This window comes from Castellaniella sp. (assembly GCF_004321985.1).
Taxonomy (GTDB): domain Bacteria; phylum Pseudomonadota; class Gammaproteobacteria; order Burkholderiales; family Burkholderiaceae_B; genus Castellaniella.
Map to the genome: position 1 here is coordinate 12484 of NZ_SCQN01000029.1, position 15908 is coordinate 28391.

The 15908-nt window shown below is 61.9% G+C and carries 15 protein-coding genes and 1 pseudogene; 9 read left to right on the top strand and 7 right to left on the bottom strand.

Annotation, left to right across the window (positions count from 1 at the left end; all coding sequences use genetic code 11):
• The first annotated feature begins 11 nt into the window (after positions 1-11).
• Positions 12-1343, top strand: a complete 1332-nt coding sequence (locus EPN31_RS06420; protein ID WP_291770908.1) for an AAA-associated domain-containing protein — start codon at positions 12-14, stop codon at positions 1341-1343.
• On the opposite strand, the gene EPN31_RS06425 is transcribed toward EPN31_RS06420, so the two are convergent.
• From EPN31_RS06425 to EPN31_RS06435, 3 genes are read right to left on the bottom strand one after another with little or no spacing between them, the layout of a single operon-like run.
• Complete coding sequence (locus EPN31_RS06425) at positions 1324-2736, bottom strand: ATP-binding protein (protein ID WP_291770882.1); 1413 nt, start codon at positions 2734-2736, stop codon at positions 1324-1326. The two genes, EPN31_RS06420 and EPN31_RS06425, sit on opposite strands and share 20 nt — an antisense overlap.
• On the bottom strand, positions 2712-3377 hold the full coding sequence (locus EPN31_RS06430; RefSeq protein WP_291770883.1) for a response regulator transcription factor: 666 nt from the start codon (positions 3375-3377) through the stop codon (positions 2712-2714). Before EPN31_RS06430 ends, EPN31_RS06425 begins: the two co-directional genes overlap by 25 nt.
• Before the next feature lie 12 nt (positions 3378-3389).
• On the bottom strand, positions 3390-3989 hold the full coding sequence (locus tag EPN31_RS06435) for a cytochrome b (protein WP_367188301.1): 600 nt from the start codon (positions 3987-3989) through the stop codon (positions 3390-3392).
• 326 nt (positions 3990-4315) lie between these two features.
• Here EPN31_RS06435 and EPN31_RS06440 point away from each other — a divergent pair, with 326 nt between their 5' ends.
• The 8 genes from EPN31_RS06440 (at position 4316) to EPN31_RS06475 (ending at position 12974) form a co-directional block, all read left to right on the top strand.
• Positions 4316-6307, top strand: a complete 1992-nt coding sequence (locus EPN31_RS06440) for a multicopper oxidase domain-containing protein (protein ID WP_291770886.1) — start codon at positions 4316-4318, stop codon at positions 6305-6307.
• A gap of 203 nt (positions 6308-6510) precedes the next feature.
• A complete protein-coding gene (locus EPN31_RS06445; RefSeq protein WP_291770888.1) occupies positions 6511-7653 on the top strand; it encodes an ABC transporter substrate-binding protein in 1143 nt (380 codons plus the stop codon).
• Between the two features lie 22 nt (positions 7654-7675).
• The gene (locus EPN31_RS06450) at positions 7676-8548 is read left to right on the top strand and encodes a branched-chain amino acid ABC transporter permease (RefSeq protein WP_291770890.1); all 873 of its coding nucleotides are present in this window, start codon (positions 7676-7678) and stop codon (positions 8546-8548) included.
• 12 nt (positions 8549-8560) lie between these two features.
• Positions 8561-9442, top strand: coding sequence for a branched-chain amino acid ABC transporter permease (locus EPN31_RS06455; protein WP_291770891.1), 882 nt, complete (start codon positions 8561-8563; stop codon positions 9440-9442).
• Positions 9439-10200: an ABC transporter ATP-binding protein gene (locus tag EPN31_RS06460; RefSeq protein WP_291770893.1), complete on the top strand. Its 762-nt coding sequence runs from the start codon at positions 9439-9441 to the stop codon at positions 10198-10200. The genes EPN31_RS06455 and EPN31_RS06460 overlap by 4 nt, the downstream gene beginning before the upstream one ends.
• Positions 10197-10910: an ABC transporter ATP-binding protein gene (locus EPN31_RS06465; protein ID WP_291770894.1), complete on the top strand. Its 714-nt coding sequence runs from the start codon at positions 10197-10199 to the stop codon at positions 10908-10910. Before EPN31_RS06460 ends, EPN31_RS06465 begins: the two co-directional genes overlap by 4 nt.
• Position 10911: 1 nt before the next feature.
• The gene (locus tag EPN31_RS06470) at positions 10912-12510 is read left to right on the top strand and encodes an AMP-binding protein (RefSeq protein ID WP_291770896.1); all 1599 of its coding nucleotides are present in this window, start codon (positions 10912-10914) and stop codon (positions 12508-12510) included.
• A complete protein-coding gene (locus tag EPN31_RS06475; protein WP_291770899.1) occupies positions 12507-12974 on the top strand; it encodes a MaoC/PaaZ C-terminal domain-containing protein in 468 nt (155 codons plus the stop codon). Before EPN31_RS06470 ends, EPN31_RS06475 begins: the two co-directional genes overlap by 4 nt.
• A gap of 80 nt (positions 12975-13054) precedes the next feature.
• Here the strand turns inward: EPN31_RS06475 and EPN31_RS06480 are convergent, their stop codons facing one another.
• From EPN31_RS06480 to EPN31_RS06495, 4 genes and pseudogenes are all read right to left on the bottom strand, one after another.
• Entirely contained in the window at positions 13055-14278 is a 1224-nt protein-coding gene (locus EPN31_RS06480; RefSeq protein WP_291770901.1) for an ABC transporter substrate-binding protein, read from the bottom strand.
• Between the two features lie 89 nt (positions 14279-14367).
• Positions 14368-15006: a 3-oxoacid CoA-transferase subunit B gene (locus EPN31_RS06485; RefSeq protein ID WP_291770903.1), complete on the bottom strand. Its 639-nt coding sequence runs from the start codon at positions 15004-15006 to the stop codon at positions 14368-14370.
• Complete coding sequence (locus EPN31_RS06490) at positions 15003-15683, bottom strand: 3-oxoacid CoA-transferase subunit A (protein WP_291770904.1); 681 nt, start codon at positions 15681-15683, stop codon at positions 15003-15005. Before EPN31_RS06490 ends, EPN31_RS06485 begins: the two co-directional genes overlap by 4 nt.
• Positions 15684-15798: 115 nt before the next feature.
• A pseudogene (locus EPN31_RS06495) lies at positions 15799-15908 on the bottom strand (electron transfer flavoprotein subunit alpha/FixB family protein); the annotation flags it as partial.

Genomic DNA, 15908 nt, shown 5'->3' on the forward strand with positions numbered 1-15908 from the left:
GCCACGCGATGATGACTGAATCGCCGCTGCAGGCCGCAGCCACCCCGATATCCCTGGTGCGCCTGGCTGGCGTGCGCCAGATCTACCACAAGAGCGACAAGGCCGATCTGGTGGTCCTCGACGACGTTTCCATGAATGTCGACGCCGGCGAGATCGTGGGTCTGCTCGGGCGCTCGGGTTCTGGAAAATCCACGCTGTTGCGCATCATTTCCGGCCTGCTCGTACCCACGGGCGGTACGGTCCACTGGTGCGGAGAGCGGGTTTCTGGGCCCTGCAAGGGGCTGTCCATGGTGTTCCAGAGCTTTGCTCTGTTCCCCTGGCTGACTGTGCTGGCGAACGTGGAAATTGGGCTGGAAGCTTTGGGTGTGCCCAAGGACGAGGGGCGGCGTCGGGCGCTGGAGGCTATCGACCTGATCGGGCTGGATGGTTTCGAGAGTGCCTACCCCAAGGAACTGTCGGGGGGAATGCGTCAGCGTGTGGGGTTTGCCCGGGCGCTGGTGGTGCATCCTCGGTTGATGCTGATGGATGAGCCGTTCTCGGCGCTGGATGTGTTGACGGCCGAGACGCTGCGTACCGATATCGTGCAGCTCTGGATGTCGGGCAAGCTTCCGATCCAGTCCATCCTGATGGTGACGCACAACATCGAGGAAGCGGTCCTGATGTGCGACCGGCTGCTGGTGTTTTCGGCCAACCCGGGACGCGTCGCCACCGAGATCCGCGTGGATCTGCCGCGCCCTCGCAATCGGCTCAGTCCTCAGTTCCGGCAATTGGTGGACGATATCTACGGCCTGATGACACAGACCGTGCCTGACGAGCACCTGGGCCGGCGACTGGCCGGCATACCGGCGGCCACCGGCATCGGCATGCCGCTGACCAGCGTTTCGACCAACCGCCTGGCGGGCATGATGGAGACTCTGACGGCGGCTCCGTACGAAGGGCGGGCGGATCTCCCTGATCTGGCGGCGCGCCTGCAGATGGAGGCCGACGAGCTGTTTCCAGCTATGGAGACGCTGCAGTTGCTGCGTTTTGCCACCATGGACCAAGGCGACGTTCATCTGACCGACGACGGACGGCGCTTTGCGGATTCCGATGTGGATGCCCGCAAGCGGCTGTTCGGCCAGCAGCTGCTGGCCCATGTGCCGCTGGCCGCGTTGATCGGGCGTGTGCTCGAAGAACGCCCCAGTCACCGGGCGCCTTTCGTCCGGTTTTCGGCCGAGCTGGAAGACACCATGTCTGAAGAGCGGGCGGAGGAGACCATGCGGGCCATCATTTCCTGGGGCCGCTATGGGGAACTGTTCGGGTACGACGAACAGTCACGTGAGTTCAACCTGGAAAATCCCTGAGCGGTTCCGTCTGGCCGCTGCCCGTAGCCTGCGCAGGGAAGCGCACCGAGACGTGCAGACCGTGCTGGTGAGCGGGGTCGGTGAAATCCAGCGTCATGTCCGCGCCCAGGCGGTGGACGATGGTTCGGACGATCGCCAGACCCAGCCCGGAGCCTGTCTGGCCGCTGCCCAGAATACGATAGAAAGGGTCGAACACGCGCTCGCGCTCGGCTGGCGCGATGCCGGGGCCGGTGTCGGAGACGTGCAGCGTGACCGATTTCGCATCCTGTGTGACGGCCAGATTCACGCTCCCGCCTTCGGGGGTGTAGCGGATGGCGTTGTCCAGGAGGTTCTTCACCAGTGTGATGAGCTCCAGTTCGTTGACCCGGATCTGTGTGTCCTGGGTCCCTTCCAGGCCAATATCGATGTGCCGCGCCTCCGCCAGGGGCATCAGGTCTTCCAGCGCGCGCCGGAAGGTCTCCTGGACGGAGACCAGGGTGGGGGCGTGGGTGGCTGGTGATTGTGCACGGGCCAGCGCCAGAAGCTGGTTGAGCAGCTTGCGGACCCGTTCGATTCCGGCCCGCAGCTCGGCCAGCCTCGCGTGTGCCTCGGGGGTCATGTCGGTCTGGGTGAAACGCTCCGCCTGCAGCGACAGTGCGGTCATGGGGGAGCGCAGTTCATGGGCCGCATCTGCCACGAAGCGGCGCTGAGCCTCCATGGACTGGCCCACACGCCCCAGCAGCCGGTCAATGGCGCGGGCAAACGGGCGCACTTCCGTGGGAAGCTGATGGTCCCCGATAGGTCGCAGGTCCTGGTCGTCCCGATGGTCGATACTGGCCGAGAGCGCTGCGATCGGGCGGAACATGCTGCGCACGAGGAATATGACGATGATCACCAGGATGGGAACGAAGGACAGGAAGGGCATGACGGTCCGGAATGCGCTGGTGGTTGCGATCTTGTCCCGGAAGTGGGTTTCCTGCGCAACGGCGATACGTTGCCCGCCATTGGTTTTTGGTACCACGATGCGGTATGTTTCCCGGCCCACCACGAGCGTGTGCTGGCCGGCCTGCAGGTCGTTTGGCAGCGTCAGCGCGTCGTCATCGTCCTTGGGGACGTGCAGGTTTGGCTGATCCGGCTGCAGCGGCCATACCAGCACCTGGGTGTCGTCATCCCGGTCGCGCAGATGCAGCACACGGACTCCTGTGATTGGCTGTTGGCGCAGCACCCCCGCGATCTGGTAGAGAATGCTGTCCTGCAGCTTGTGGGCCTCATGTCGGGCCGAGAAGAACGCCACTGTGCCTGCGGCCGCAGCCATGACCAGGATCGCTAGCGACAGCACCAGCGAAAGCCGCAGCTGAATCGAACCCCGGCCGCGCGAGGCGAGCGCGCTCAGGTGGGTTTTGAGACCATCCATCCCAGTCCCCTGACGTTGCGGATGACATCAGTGCCCAGCTTGCGTCGAAGACCATGGATCAGGAACTCCACAGCGTTGCTTTCGACCTCTTCGCCCCAGCCGTAGATGCGGTCTTCGAGTTCGCGGCGTGACAGGATGGCTCCGGGGCGGATCAACAGCGCCTGCAGCAGCGAAAACTCGCGTGCGGACAATGCGGCGGACTCTCGATCCGGTACGCTGGCCATCTTGGTCACCGGGTCCAGCGTCACCATGCCGTTGGTCAGTGCCGGTGACCCGGTGCCGCCTTTGCGGCGCAGGACGGCTCGCATCCGGGCCAGCAGCTCGGCCATGTCGAAGGGTTTCAACAGGTAGTCGTCCGCCCCGCCGTCCAACCCCTGCAGACGCGCATCAAGCGCGTCACGCGCGGTGAGGATGAGCAGCGGCACCGGGTCACCGGTGGCACGGATGCTGGTCAGGACTTCAAGGCCGTCCCGTCCCGGCAAACCCAGATCAAGCAGTATCAGGTCGTAGTGCTGCGTACGGACTGTGGTCAGCGCGCTCAGGCCGTCGCGTACCCAGTCGGTGGCGTAGGACGCGTCCTTCAGGGCGGCCTGCACGGCAGCCCCGATCATGGGATCGTCTTCGACCAGCAATACGCGCATGGGCTTTCTTTGTCACATGGACCATCTGGAGGGCAGCATGCGCCGCAGGGTATTGTCGCGCACCCAGTAATGGTGGAACAGCGCCGCCAGGGCATGCAGGCCGATCAGGTAGTAGCCGATATTGCCTATGGTCTCATGAATCTCCTGCAGATTTCGCCCGAGCGCCTTGTCTGGCGAAATGAGCGGCATCAGGTGCAGGCCCAGAGGCAGGTCCAGCTCGCCTTTTGCGCTCAGGGTGAGCCAGCCCAGAATGGGCGTGATGACCAGGAAGGCGTAGAGCGTGACGTGCATGGTCTTGGCCATGGCGTACTGCCAGTGCGGTGGTTCCGGCACGATTGTCGGGGTCTGGTTGTAGAGGCGCCGCAGCAGCAGGCGGGCCAGTACGACGCCAAAGACGGTGATGCCCGTGAGTTCGTGCCAGGCCTGCATGGCGTCGCGCGTCGGGCTGTTCTTGGGAAAGAAGCCCTTCAGTTCGATGAAGGCATAGACCGCAATCAGCAGGAGCAGCGTGAGCCAGTGCATGAATATGACGGCGGATTGGTATTGATCGCCGCAGGCGGGTGCCGCTGAGGCCGTAGGGCCAGGGCGGCGCTTGGCGAGGGTGTCCATCATGAAATTTCTCCGCAATGACGTGGGTATTCACGCAGCGCAAAAGATACCGGGACAGACTTAGCCGAACCTTAGCGTTTTCCTGGCTCGGCCTGCGGCCCCTCATGGGTCGTTGCTTTCGTAACAGGGGTTGATGGCCATTCTTTGACATAGGATAATTTTTCCGTCCCAAAGAGTGTTGCTTTGTTAACACTCGGGTTCAAAAAAGATCTATACATTGCAGCTTCCAATTGCCAGGTCAGCGCCGCCAACCAGGTCAGAACGACTGGTTGGCAGAGACCCACTCGGGGTGGACGCTGACGGGGCGCCTTATTGCGGGATGAGATCGCATGTCAGACAGACAGAATAACGGACAGACTCCACACGCCTGGCCAGCCATGGCCAGCTCGGCCTTGCGGGTGGCCTTCGGCATTATCTGGGTCATCAATGCCGCCTTTACATGGACCGACCAGTTTGCTGCGCACTACGTCGGCTATCTGCACAATGCGGCCCAGGGGCAGCCGGCCTGGTCGGCTTTCTGGTTCAACAACTGGATTGCGATTGTCACGCCCAATGCGGGGCTGTTCATCTGGCTGACACGGATCATCGAGACCGCTCTGGCACTGGCGCTGGTGTTGGGATTCGCGCGCAAGACCGTGTATGTGGCGGGGGCGCTGTTCAGCCTGCTGGTGTGGAGCACGGCCGAGGGCTTTGGCGGCCCGTATGCCGTCGGTGCCAGCAACATGGGCATCGGCATCGGCTATGTGCTGATCTTCATTGCCCTCATCGTCATCAATTACCGCTTCGGTTCCAGCCCCTATAGCCTGGACTACCATATCGAACGGCGCTGGCGTGGCTGGCGCTGCGTATCCGAGTGGAACCCGGATCCAGCGACGGGTGCGCAGCCTGTGTCCTGGCGCATCCAGGGCCCCGTGCTTTTTGGAATCGCGCTGTTACTGTTTTTCCTGATTGCGGGCCTGCATAGCAGCATGAATGTGCAGGCGCCTTCGCCCTCTGCGGCCGCCGCCGCCGTCTCGCCGTTGTCGCTGGCTTCGAACAAGCCGATCGCAAAAGCGCGGGATGCCACGCTGCCACCGGTCCAGGAAGGCCCCGAGGCCACGATCCACATCGATGCCACCGACCATTCGGTGGAAATCGCCAGCGGTGTGCACTACCAGGCCTGGACCTTCGGGGATACGGTTCCCGGGCCGGTGATCCACGTGCGCCAAGGGCAGACCGTGAATGTGGTGTTCACCAATCACGGCACCATGCACCACTCCATCGATTTCCACGCCGCAATGACGCCGCCCAACCTGCATTTCGTGGATATCAAACCGGGTGAGACCATCAAGTTCTCCTTCGTGGCAAAGATTCCCGGCGCGTTCGTCTATCACTGCGGTACGCCGCCCGTGTTGCTGCACATGGCCAACGGCATGTATGGCGCCATCATCGTGGATCCAGCCGAACCACTGCCGCCCGCCGACAAAAGTTATGTGTTGGTGCAGGGCGAGTGGTACACCCAGCAGATCTCGGGCAACGTGATGGGGCCCGACTTCGGCAAGATGACCAAGGAACAGCCGGATGAGGTGGTCTTCAACGGCGCGGCGTTCCAGTATCGTGATCATCCGCTGTTGGCCGAACCGGGCAAGCGCGTGCGCCTGTACATGGTCAACGCGGGTCCCAGCCTGTGGAGTTCGTTCCACGTGATCGGCGCGATTTTCGACAAGGTCTACCCCGATGGTGATCCGGCGCACGCCCAGAGCGGCGTCTCCACCTACACAGTGGGACCGGGTGCGGGTGCGGTGTTCGATCTGGTGGTGCCGGACGCCGGCCATTATGCTTTCGTGGACCATTCGATGGCGCACATGTCGTTGGGCGCCGTGGGGATTCTGAACGTTCAGGCACCGGGTGGCGCGTCGGCTGAGAAGCCGCCGATTGAAAAAGCGCCTGCGCAGCCTGTTGCGGCACCAGCGGCCGCTGTGCCGGCCGCTCCGGCGGGGCCTTATGTGTTCGATGCCAAGCGCGGCGAGTCGCTGTATGCGGCCAATTGCACTGCCTGCCACCAGGCGACTGGCGCCGGATTGCCGGGTGCCTTCCCGCCGCTCAAGGGCAATCCTGTGGTGCTGGATGCGGATGCGACCAAGCACATCCACGTCGTGCTGAATGGCCTGCAGGGGGAACCCGTGATGGGGGTCACCTACGCCAGTCCCATGCCGGCCTTCGGGGCGACGCTGAAGGACGCTGACGTGGCCGACATCGTCAATCACGAGCGGACCTCGTGGGGCAACCAGGGCAAGCAGGTGACTGCCGACCAGGTGGCCAAGGTCAGGGCGCAGAAATAACAGAGGACCGGTTCGGCGCCGCCGCTGCGCCGAACCGGGCTCCTGGAAGAATGCGGGTTTTCCTGCATTAAAGCTTCGCTAACAGGCTGTTCGCAAAAAGGAAATTGTGGGCGGCGCGTTCATGGCTGAAACTTGTCGGCAATTACCGTTATGCCGGACGCGCTGCTGCGTGGATCGGGCATCGATGGCTCAAGGAGATGAACGTGAAATCAAAGCGTCTGTTGTCGGCCAGTCTGTTTGCCCTGGCCCTCGCCTCTGCACCCGTCCTGGCGGCCGAAGTTGCGATCGGTGCGCTGTTCCCGCTCAGCGGCCCGAACGCGGCCTATGGCGAGATTTTCGGCACGGGCGCCAATCTGGCGGCGGATCACGTCAACGCTGACAAGCTGGTCGACGGTACCCTGAAGATCAAATACGAAGACAGCCAAGCCCTGCCGCAGCGGGGTGTCATTGGCATGAACAAATTGGTGAACGTGGACAAGGTTCCCTACGTGCTGTCGGCGTTCACGGGCGTGTCCAAGGCCATCTCCACCATCGCCACGCGCACGAAGACGGTCGCCATCAACGGCGGCGGCGTGGGGCCTGATCTGGCCGACCTGGGGCCCTATTTCTGGAACATCATTCCGCTGGCCAATGACGAGGTCCACGCAGTGCTGCCGTACTTGGTCCAGGAGCGTCACCTGAAGCGCTTCGTCCTGGTCTATGTGGACGATCCGCTGGGTGCGGGGGTCAAGCAGGAATTGGACGCTACGCTGCCAAAAGTCGGCGGCCAGTTGGTCAATTCCTTCTCCGTTCCTGCGTCTTCACAGTCTTTCAGCGGGGTGGCTGCCCAGGTTCGCGCGGCGCGGCCTGATGTCATCTATGTGGCGTCTTATGGAGCCCAGCAGTCGCAGATCGTCAAACAGTTGCGTGACAATGGCGTGAGCCAGCAGATCGTCAGCTACTCGGCTTTCTCGATTCCCGAAATCAATGCGTTGCCAGAGGCTAAAGGCGCGCTCTACACGACCCAGAATATCGATTGGGCGTCCACCGATCCTGTCACCAAGCGGTTCGTGGATGACTACAAGGCCAAATACAACAAGATGCCGACCGCCTACGTGGCGAACTACTACAACTCGGTCCTGCTGTTTGGTCTGCTGGCCCATGAGCTGCAGGCCAAGGGTCAGGCGATCACCGGAGCAAACCTTCTGGCACAACGGCAAGCGCAGGGGACCTTCAAGCTGGTGGGTGGCAACGTGCATTTCAACCAGAACGGCACGGTAGTGAGTCCCATGCAGATCAATGAGATCACCGGAGGGCCGAGCAAGGTCGTGAAGGTCGTGAAGGAATCCTCCACGGGCAGCCGCTGACCCGACGTCAGGGGGGCCGGCCATGCTGTTCCTGCAGCTTCTGATCAACGGCATCCAGGTTGGTGCGCTGTATGCCTTGATCGCCGTCGGTTTCTCCCTCATTTTCGGCTCGACGCGGATCTTCCATTTCGCGCATGGGGCGACCTTCACCATTGGTGCCTACATCTTCTACGAGTTGTACTCCGTCTTATCCGTGCAGCCGGTCTTGTCCATCGCAGCGGCATCTCTGGCGACCGTCCTCTTTGGTGTCTTCATGGATCGCTGTGTGTACGCGCCGATCCAGCGCCACGAGGGTTCGTTCTTCACGATCTTCGTCGCATCCCTCGGGATCGGCATCATCGTGGAAAACCTGGTTGGCATGATCTTCGGCCGCAGCTTCGTTTCCGTGTCCACACCCCTGGCGATGAGCGTGCAGGCCGCGCCCGATCTGTATGTGTCGCCGCTGTCGGGCATTGCCATCGTCTGCGCGCTGGTATTTTTCCTGGCCCTGCATTTTTTCTTCACGAAGACGCACCTGGGCATGGGGTTGCGGGCACTCTCCGAGAGTCCGGAGCTCATCAGGGTGTACGGCATGAGTCCACGCATGCTGTCGACGATCGCCTTCGTGATTGGTTCCGTTCTGGTCATGCCTGCGGCGATCCTGACCGCAGCGAGTTCCGGGATGAATCCGTCCATCACCCACCATGTCATGCTGATCAGCCTGGCGGCGACCATCGTCGGCGGGGTGGGCAGTCTGCGCGGCGCGGCCTTTGCCGGGCTGTTGTTGGGCATTGCCGAGAATCTGTCGCTCATGTTCCTGGGTTCCCAGTGGAGCGAGGCGGTCACCTTCGTCGTGCTGTTCCTGTTCATCGTTTTCAGGCCGACCGGGTTTTTCGGCCGCGCGATGGCATCCTGAGGCGCGGGTCACATGCTTGCGTACGTTTTCAATCTCGTTACCCTGATCTCCATCAACGCCATTCTGGCCGTCACTCTGAATTTCATCATGGGGTATGCCGGTATTTATTCCATGGCGCATGCAGTGTTCTTCGGTGTGGGCGCCTATGTGGCGGCGTACTTCGCCCTGCATTTCAGCAGCCTGTTCTTCCTGGCTGTTCCTGTAGCAATGGTCGTGACGGCGGCGCTGTCGCTGGTTCTGGCCTTGCCCGCGCTGAGAGTGCGGGGTGAATACTTCGTCGCGGCCTCGCTGGGGCTGCAGGTGCTGGGGGTCACGGTCTTTGCCGAATGGAAATCGTTCACCGGCGGTCTGGGAGGGGTCATCGGTATTCCGCCCGCAGACCTGTTCGGTGCCGTGCTCTCGGACCCGGGACAGTATGCCCTTCTGGCAGTTGTCTGCTGTGCGCTTGTGCTGCTCATCATCGCGTGCCTGGCACGTTCCAGCTTCGGGCGTAGCCTGAAGGCCATCCGGGACAGCGAATCCGCAGCCTCGGCGTATGGCAAGAACGTTGCCCTGATCAAGACCCTGTTGGTCGTGGTGTCGGCTGCGCTGGCAGCTGTTGCCGGAGCCATCTATGCCTATTATCTGGGTTTCATCAATGTCGAGAGCTTCACACTGGACACCTCGGTCCTGCTGATGGCTATGGTCATCATCGGCGGGACTGGCACCTTGCTCGGGCCGGTAGTGGGCACGATCTTGCTGATGCTGTTGCCCAGCTTGTTCAGCTACCTGTCGTTTCTGCCCTCGACCGAAGTCGGCTCAGTCCAGCAGATCGCCTATGGGGCCGCCATGGTGCTGCTGATGATCTTCCGTCCCAGCGGGCTCGTGGGCGCGCATAAAAAGGCCCCGAGATGAGCGGCCCAAGCGATCAGGTCCTGCTCAGTGTGCGTGGCCTGCACAAGAATTTTGGCGGCCTGAAGGTTACTCAGGATGTGACGCTGGACATGCGCGCCGGGATCGTCACCACCCTGGTGGGGCCCAATGGCGCGGGCAAGACCACACTCTTCAATCTGATCACCGGTCACCTGCAGCCCACTGCCGGGGATATCCTGTGGCGTGGGAAGTCCATTGTGGGGCAGCCGCACTGGAAGATCGCCCGCGAGGGCATCAGCCGGACGTTTCAGGATCTGCGTCTGTTCGACCAGATGACGGTAGAGGAGAACGTACTCACCGTCATGGAGCCCGCCTCCTGGCTGTGGCAGCCGGGAGGCAGGGCGAAAATGGCTGAGCGTCGTGACAGGGTGAGGCAGATTCTCGAACGGACGCGCCTGGCCGACAAGGCCAATGTTCGTGCCATCGACCTCGCCTATGCGGAAAGAAAATTCCTGAGCCTTGCGCGCATCATGGCCACCGACAGCCGCATGTGGCTTCTGGACGAACCGGCTTCGGGTCTCGATCGCCGGTCCTACGATCACTTCCTGGGATTGCTGCGTTCCGAGGTCGACCAGGGCGTGACGGTCTGCATCATCGAGCACAACCTGGACATCGTAGTGGGGATTTCCGATCGCATCGCCTTCCTGGACCAGGGCCGGCTGCTTGCGGATAGTGATCCGCAGTCGGTGCTCAAGGACCCGCACCTGGCTGCGATCTATTTCGGGGAGCAGACCGCATGAGCGCCGCAGTGCTCCGAACCGAAGACCTGGTCGTCGGATATGGCGGGCGTCCCGTGCTGGAGGGCTTCAGTTTCGAGCTGCGGCCCAATGAGGTCCTGTGCCTCATCGGTCACAACGGGGCGGGCAAGTCCACCTTGCTGAAGACCCTGTTCGGCCTGATTCCCTATCAGGGCGGAAAGGTGTTCCGGGACGATGCGGTGCTAGGTGCCATCGACCCACGCGCACAAAGCGCCAGCGGCGTTTCCCTGGTCCCCGAAGGCCGGGGCGTGTTCAAGGGCCTCACGGTAGCCGAGACCTTTCAGCTGAGCATGTGGTCGGCAAACATTCCCAGGTCTGATCGTCCCGATCGACTGGAATGGGTCATGTCCATTCTGCCCGCCTTGAAGACGTTCTATCAGCAGCGGGCGGGGACTCTGTCGGGCGGGCAGCAGCAGATCGTGTCGATCGGGCGGGCGCTGCTGATCAAGCCGCGCTGCATGCTCCTTGACGAGCCGTCCATCGGCCTGGCGCCCAAGCTGTTCCAGGATCTCCTGTATCCGCTGCGCGACTTGCAGAAGTCGACTGGAATGTCGATTCTGCTGGTGGAGCAGAACGTCAAGGAAGCCCTGAAGATTGCCGATCGCGTCATTGTCCTCAAGTCCGGGGTGCTGGTGAAGGAAGCGCTGCCCGCTGAACTGAGCGATAACGCAAAATTGATGGAACTGTACTGATATGCAAGAGTTTTCCACGTGGGTCGAGGTGTCGGCCGAGCACGTGCGCGTCCGGCCCCATGAAGTGGCCCTCATCGAAGACGACCGGAATGTGACGTATGCCGAATTCGATCGTTTGTGCGGCGGGGCATCCGCCTGGCTGGCGGCGCACGGCGTAAAGAAGGGCGACATGGTCGCTGTGTGGATGGTGAACCGGCTGGACTGGCTGGTATTGTATTTTGCGCTGTCTCGTCTGGGCGCTTCGCTCATGACAATCAATACGCGCTATCGCGCTCATGAGGTGGCCTACATCCTGGAGCAGTCGCGTGCCACAGTGCTGGTGCTGGAACCGAATTTCCGCAAGATCGACTTTCCCGGCATTTTGTCGGGCGTCGATCGGGCCGCTGCGCGTCATCTCAGGCAGGTGGTCGTCGTGCGCGCCGGCGCTGGCGGGTTTCGGGAGACGGTCCTGGGGTGCCCCACCGTGTCTTTCAGTCTGGATGCGCTGCCCGACGACCAGGCGCCGCTTTGTGGGACGGCGGACGGGCTCAACATTCTGTTCACGACCTCCGGCACGACCAGTGGCCCCAAGCTGGTCATGCATTCGCAGCGCAACATTGCGGTGCATAGTCAAAGGGTTGCCCGCGCATACGGGTTGACCGATCCGAAGGTGTGCTTGCTGGCGGCTTTGCCGTTTGGCGGGGTATTCGGCTTCAACGCTGCGATGGGTGCGTTTGCTGCCGGATGTCCGGTCGTGCTCATGGATACGTTCGATGGGCCGCGTGCAGCGGGGTTGATCCGGCGTCATCAGGTCACGCACATGTTTGGTAGCGACGAGATGTTTCGCCGGATCCTCGAGCAGGATGCGAGCGACGCTCCGTTCCCGTCGGTCAGGGTATTCGGGTTTGCTGCTTTCCATCCCGGTATGAATGAATTCGGGCGACAGGCCTGGAAGCGTCACGTTCCGCTCACGGGTGTCTATGGATCCAGCGAGGTTCAGGCGCTGTTCTCCTTGCAGCGGGGACAATCCACCGATGAGCTGCTTCTGGGAGGAGGGGTGCCGGCCAATGCGGCCGCAGAGATCCGCGTCCGCGACATCGATACCGGGGCACTCCTGCCGGTAGGAGAGAGCGGCGTCATTGAAATCCGTGCGGACACCAATTTCTTGGGCTATTTCAATCGGCCCGACGCCACGCAAGCGGTGATCGACGCCGAGGGCTATTTCTCCACGGGCGATGTCGGCTATTTGCGACCGGATGGAAGCTTCGTATATCTCACGCGTCGGGGTGATGCTATGCGTCTGGCGGGCTATCTGGTTAGTCCGGTCGAAATCGAAGATGTCCTCAAGGACCAAGCCGGCATTGCGGATGCTCAGGTGGTGAGTGTCGATCTGGACGGCAAACGGTGTTGCGTGGCCTTCGTGACGATGCGGCAAGCGGGTGCGAAGCCAGATGAGGACGCACTGAAAACGGCAGTGCGGGCCACGCTGGCGCCTTTCAAGGTCCCGGCGAGGATTTGGTCAGTGGACGCGTTCCCGACCACGCAGAGTGCCAACGGCGTCAAGATACAACGCGCCAAATTGCGGGATCTGGCGATGGAAAAATTAGGAGAAACTGCATGACGACACTATATTTCGACGACTTTTCGGTCGGGCAGACCTTCGAGAGCGGGGGGCGTACCCTGACCGAAGCCGATCTGACCTTCTTTTCGATGCTCTCGGGCGACTGGAACCCCATTCACGCCGATGCGGAATACGCGGCAGGCACGCGCTATGGCAAGCGGATCGTGCATGGTGTGCTGGGCATGGCCGTCTGCACCGGGATGCTGCATGAGATGGGCATTTTCCACGGATCGGCCATCGCGATGTTCGGCTTCGAGCAGTGGAAATTCACCGCGCCTCTGTTCGTGGGCGATACCGTGCACCTCAGGCTCACCATCACCGATCTGTCCGTGGGGAAAAGCGGTCACAGCGGCAAGATCGGCCGCCGCTTCGAACTCATCAACCAGAAGGGCGAGGTCGTGCAAGATGGCATGAGTGCCTTGCTGGTTCAGACGCGGGCGGGCGCGGCAGCCGCCGGGGGCTGATTGTCCTGCCGCCGGCCAGGCTCCGTACCCGCTGAGCCCGCCGGCCGACCAGCCCACCTGGCTGGTCTTCTGTCGGAGCTTTATCCGTGCTTCACCAGCTTGCAGGTGGATTCAGCCTCCGTTCCGTAGACGGATTTGGCGGGCAGGCGCTTCAGGATGTTGTAGTAATCCCAGGGAATGCTGGATTCGCCGGGCTTCTTGACCTGCGCCAGGAACATGTCGTGCATCATCAGGCCATCCGGCCGGACATAGCCGTTCTTCACGAACATGTCGTTGATCTTGTGCGACTTCATGTATTTCATGATGGAGTCGCCATCGTCCGTGCCTGTTGCCTTGACGGCATTCAGATAGGCCATGGTGGCCGAGTAGTCGCCTGCCTGAATGAAAGAGGGCGCACGGTGGTACTTGTCAAAGAACGGTTTGGCCCAGGCGCGTGAGGCGTCGTTCTGGTTCCAGTACCAGGCAATGGTCAGGTACATGCCCGCCGTGTTGTCGGGACCCAGTGTGTGGATGCTGTTGATCAGCGCCAGCAGTGCCGCGATCTTCATGGTCTTTGAGACCCCAAATTCTTTGGCGGCCTTGACCGAATTGATGAAATCGCCTCCCGCATTGGCCAATCCGAGGACCTGAGCACCCGATGACTGTGCCTGCAGCATGAAGGAAGAAAAGTCCGAGGTCGACAGGGGTGCGCGTACGTTGCCCAGTACCTTGCCTCCTGATTTCTTCACCACCTTTGCGGCATCTTCTTCCAGTGACTTGCCGAAGGCGTAGTCAGCGGTCAGAAAGAACCACGATTTGCCACCCTGGGCAACGACTGCCGAGCCGGTGCCGCGTGCCAGGGCCACCGTGTTGTAGGCGTACTGGATGGTATAGGGCGTGCACTGTTCGTTGACGAGCGCCGAGGTCCCGGCACCCACCACGAAGAAAGGCTTCTTGTGTTCAGCGGCAATGCTGGCCATGGCCAGGGCTGTGGCGGAGTTGGTACCGCCGACCAGCATGTCCAGATGCTCCTGGTCGAACCATTCACGCGCCTTGGAGGCGGCGATGTCCGCCTTGTTCTGGTGGTCCGCCACCAGCAATTCGATCTTCTTCCCGCCTACCGTCCCGCCAAAATCCTTGATAGCTTGGCGGATGAGATCGGCACCAGCGTTGCCATCATCGTCGGCGTACAGGCCGGACAGGTCACCAATGAATCCAATGCGGACTACGTTATCCGAAATACCTTCGGCGGCGAGTACGGCGGTGCTGGTGCCCAGCCCTACGCCAGCTGCGAGGAGCGCAGCGGCCAGAGTGTGAAGTTTCATGGAGAGTCTCCTGGTTGGTCCGCTCTTGTACAGGCGGACTCGGGTTGGTCTGCAGGCGAAGGTGTCGGCAGGCGGGTAAGGGATATGGCCTAGAACTTCAGCAGGGGGACGGCTGTGACGCCTTGCAGGGCCTGGAAGGTGATGTCCGCCAAGATCTCGCGCACGGCCACCCCTTCTCGCGTGATGTCGAGGACCGCAAGATCCGTATAGACCCGGCTTACACACGCGACACCTGTAAGCGGGTAGGTGCATTCGGGCACGATCTTGCTGTCACCCTGTTTGGTGAGATGGTCCATCATGACGAAGACCTGCTTGGCACCCAGTGCAAGGTCCATCGCGCCGCCCACGGCGGGGATGGCATCGGGAGCGCCGGTGCTCCAGTTGGCCAGATCTCCGCGCGCCGAGACCTGAAAGGCGCCCAGGACGCAGATGTCCAGATGACCACCCCGGATCATGCCGAAGGAGTCGGCCGAATGAAAATAGGCGCCGCCCGCCAGCAGCGTGGTGGGCTTCTTGCCGGCATTGACGAGTTCCGGATCTTCCTCTCCGGGGGCGGGGGCGGGGCCCATTCCCAGGATGCCGTTTTCACTTTGCAGAATGACTTCGCGGTCGGGGGGCAGAAAGTTCGAGACCAGCGTGGGCGCGCCGATGCCCAGGTTGACGAAGGCTCCGTCGGGGATGTCGTGCGCCATGCGCTGGGCGACTTGCTCGCGGGTGAGGTGGTTCATGCGGCCTCCTGGTCGACGTGGCATTCGACGATGCGGTGAACGAAGATGCTGGGGGTGACGATGGCCTCGGGGTCCAGCGCTCCCAGCGGCACCACCTCCTGGACTTGAGCAATGGTGCAGGTCGCGGCCGAGGCCATGACGGGTGTGAAGTTGCGCGCCGATTTACGGTAGACGAGATTTCCCCAGCGGTCGCCGCGATAGGCCTTGATGAGGGCGTAGTCGGCCTGCAGCGCCTTTTCGAACACATAGTGTTTGCCGTCGATTTCGCGGGTCTCTTTGCCCTTGGCAAGTTGCGTTCCGTACGCGGTGGGCGTGAAGAAGCCGCCGATGCCTGCGCCGGCCGCGCGCATGCGCTCGGCAAGCGTGCCCTGCGGTACCAGTTCGAGTTCCACCCTGCCGGAGCGGTACAGCGCGTCGAACACATAGGAGTCCACTTGGCGTGGGAAGGAACAGATGACCTTTCGCACGCGCCCGTGTTTCAGCAGCGCCGCGACCCCCGTGTCTCCGTTTCCGGCGTTGTTGTTCACGAGGGTCAGTTCACGGGCTCCTTGCGCCAGCAAGGCGTCTATGAGTTCTACCGGCATTCCAGCCAGGCCGAACCCACCTATCATCACGGTGGAACCGTCCTGAATGCCCGATACCGCCTCGGTCAGCGTTGCGCATACCTTGTTGATCACTTTGGATGGCCCTTGTTGCCAGCAATCTGTTTGGGGGTCGCGACAACTGATCTCTGTGGGGCGGCCGTCTGGAGCTTGCTTGCGTGGTGATTGGATGTGGTTGAGTGTGATCGGATCAAAGCGCCTTGGTCAGCTCCGGGACGGCCTCGAACAGGTCGGCCACCAGGCCATAATCGGCCACGCCGAAGATGGGCGCCTCGGCGTCCTTGTTGATGGCCACGATCA

What these genes read in the sequence shown, in the direction of transcription:
- EPN31_RS06485 (WP_291770903.1), bottom strand. Translation starts at nt 15,006, where the DNA reads ATGAACCACCTCACCCGCGAGCAAGTCGCCCAGCGCATGGCGCACGAC.
- EPN31_RS06465 (WP_291770894.1), top strand. Translation starts at nt 10,197, where the DNA reads ATGAGCGCCGCAGTGCTCCGAACCGAAGACCTGGTCGTCGGATATGGC.
- EPN31_RS06440 (WP_291770886.1), top strand. Translation starts at nt 4,316, where the DNA reads ATGTCAGACAGACAGAATAACGGACAGACTCCACACGCCTGGCCAGCC.
- EPN31_RS06475 (WP_291770899.1), top strand. Translation starts at nt 12,507, where the DNA reads ATGACGACACTATATTTCGACGACTTTTCGGTCGGGCAGACCTTCGAG.
- EPN31_RS06455 (WP_291770891.1), top strand. Translation starts at nt 8,561, where the DNA reads ATGCTTGCGTACGTTTTCAATCTCGTTACCCTGATCTCCATCAACGCC.
- EPN31_RS06450 (WP_291770890.1), top strand. Translation starts at nt 7,676, where the DNA reads ATGCTGTTCCTGCAGCTTCTGATCAACGGCATCCAGGTTGGTGCGCTG.
- EPN31_RS06435 (WP_367188301.1), bottom strand. Translation starts at nt 3,989, where the DNA reads ATGATGGACACCCTCGCCAAGCGCCGCCCTGGCCCTACGGCCTCAGCG.
- EPN31_RS06420 (WP_291770908.1), top strand. Translation starts at nt 12, where the DNA reads ATGACTGAATCGCCGCTGCAGGCCGCAGCCACCCCGATATCCCTGGTG.
- EPN31_RS06460 (WP_291770893.1), top strand. Translation starts at nt 9,439, where the DNA reads ATGAGCGGCCCAAGCGATCAGGTCCTGCTCAGTGTGCGTGGCCTGCAC.
- EPN31_RS06430 (WP_291770883.1), bottom strand. Translation starts at nt 3,377, where the DNA reads ATGCGCGTATTGCTGGTCGAAGACGATCCCATGATCGGGGCTGCCGTG.
- EPN31_RS06480 (WP_291770901.1), bottom strand. Translation starts at nt 14,278, where the DNA reads ATGAAACTTCACACTCTGGCCGCTGCGCTCCTCGCAGCTGGCGTAGGG.
- EPN31_RS06425 (WP_291770882.1), bottom strand. Translation starts at nt 2,736, where the DNA reads ATGGATGGTCTCAAAACCCACCTGAGCGCGCTCGCCTCGCGCGGCCGG.
- EPN31_RS06470 (WP_291770896.1), top strand. Translation starts at nt 10,912, where the DNA reads ATGCAAGAGTTTTCCACGTGGGTCGAGGTGTCGGCCGAGCACGTGCGC.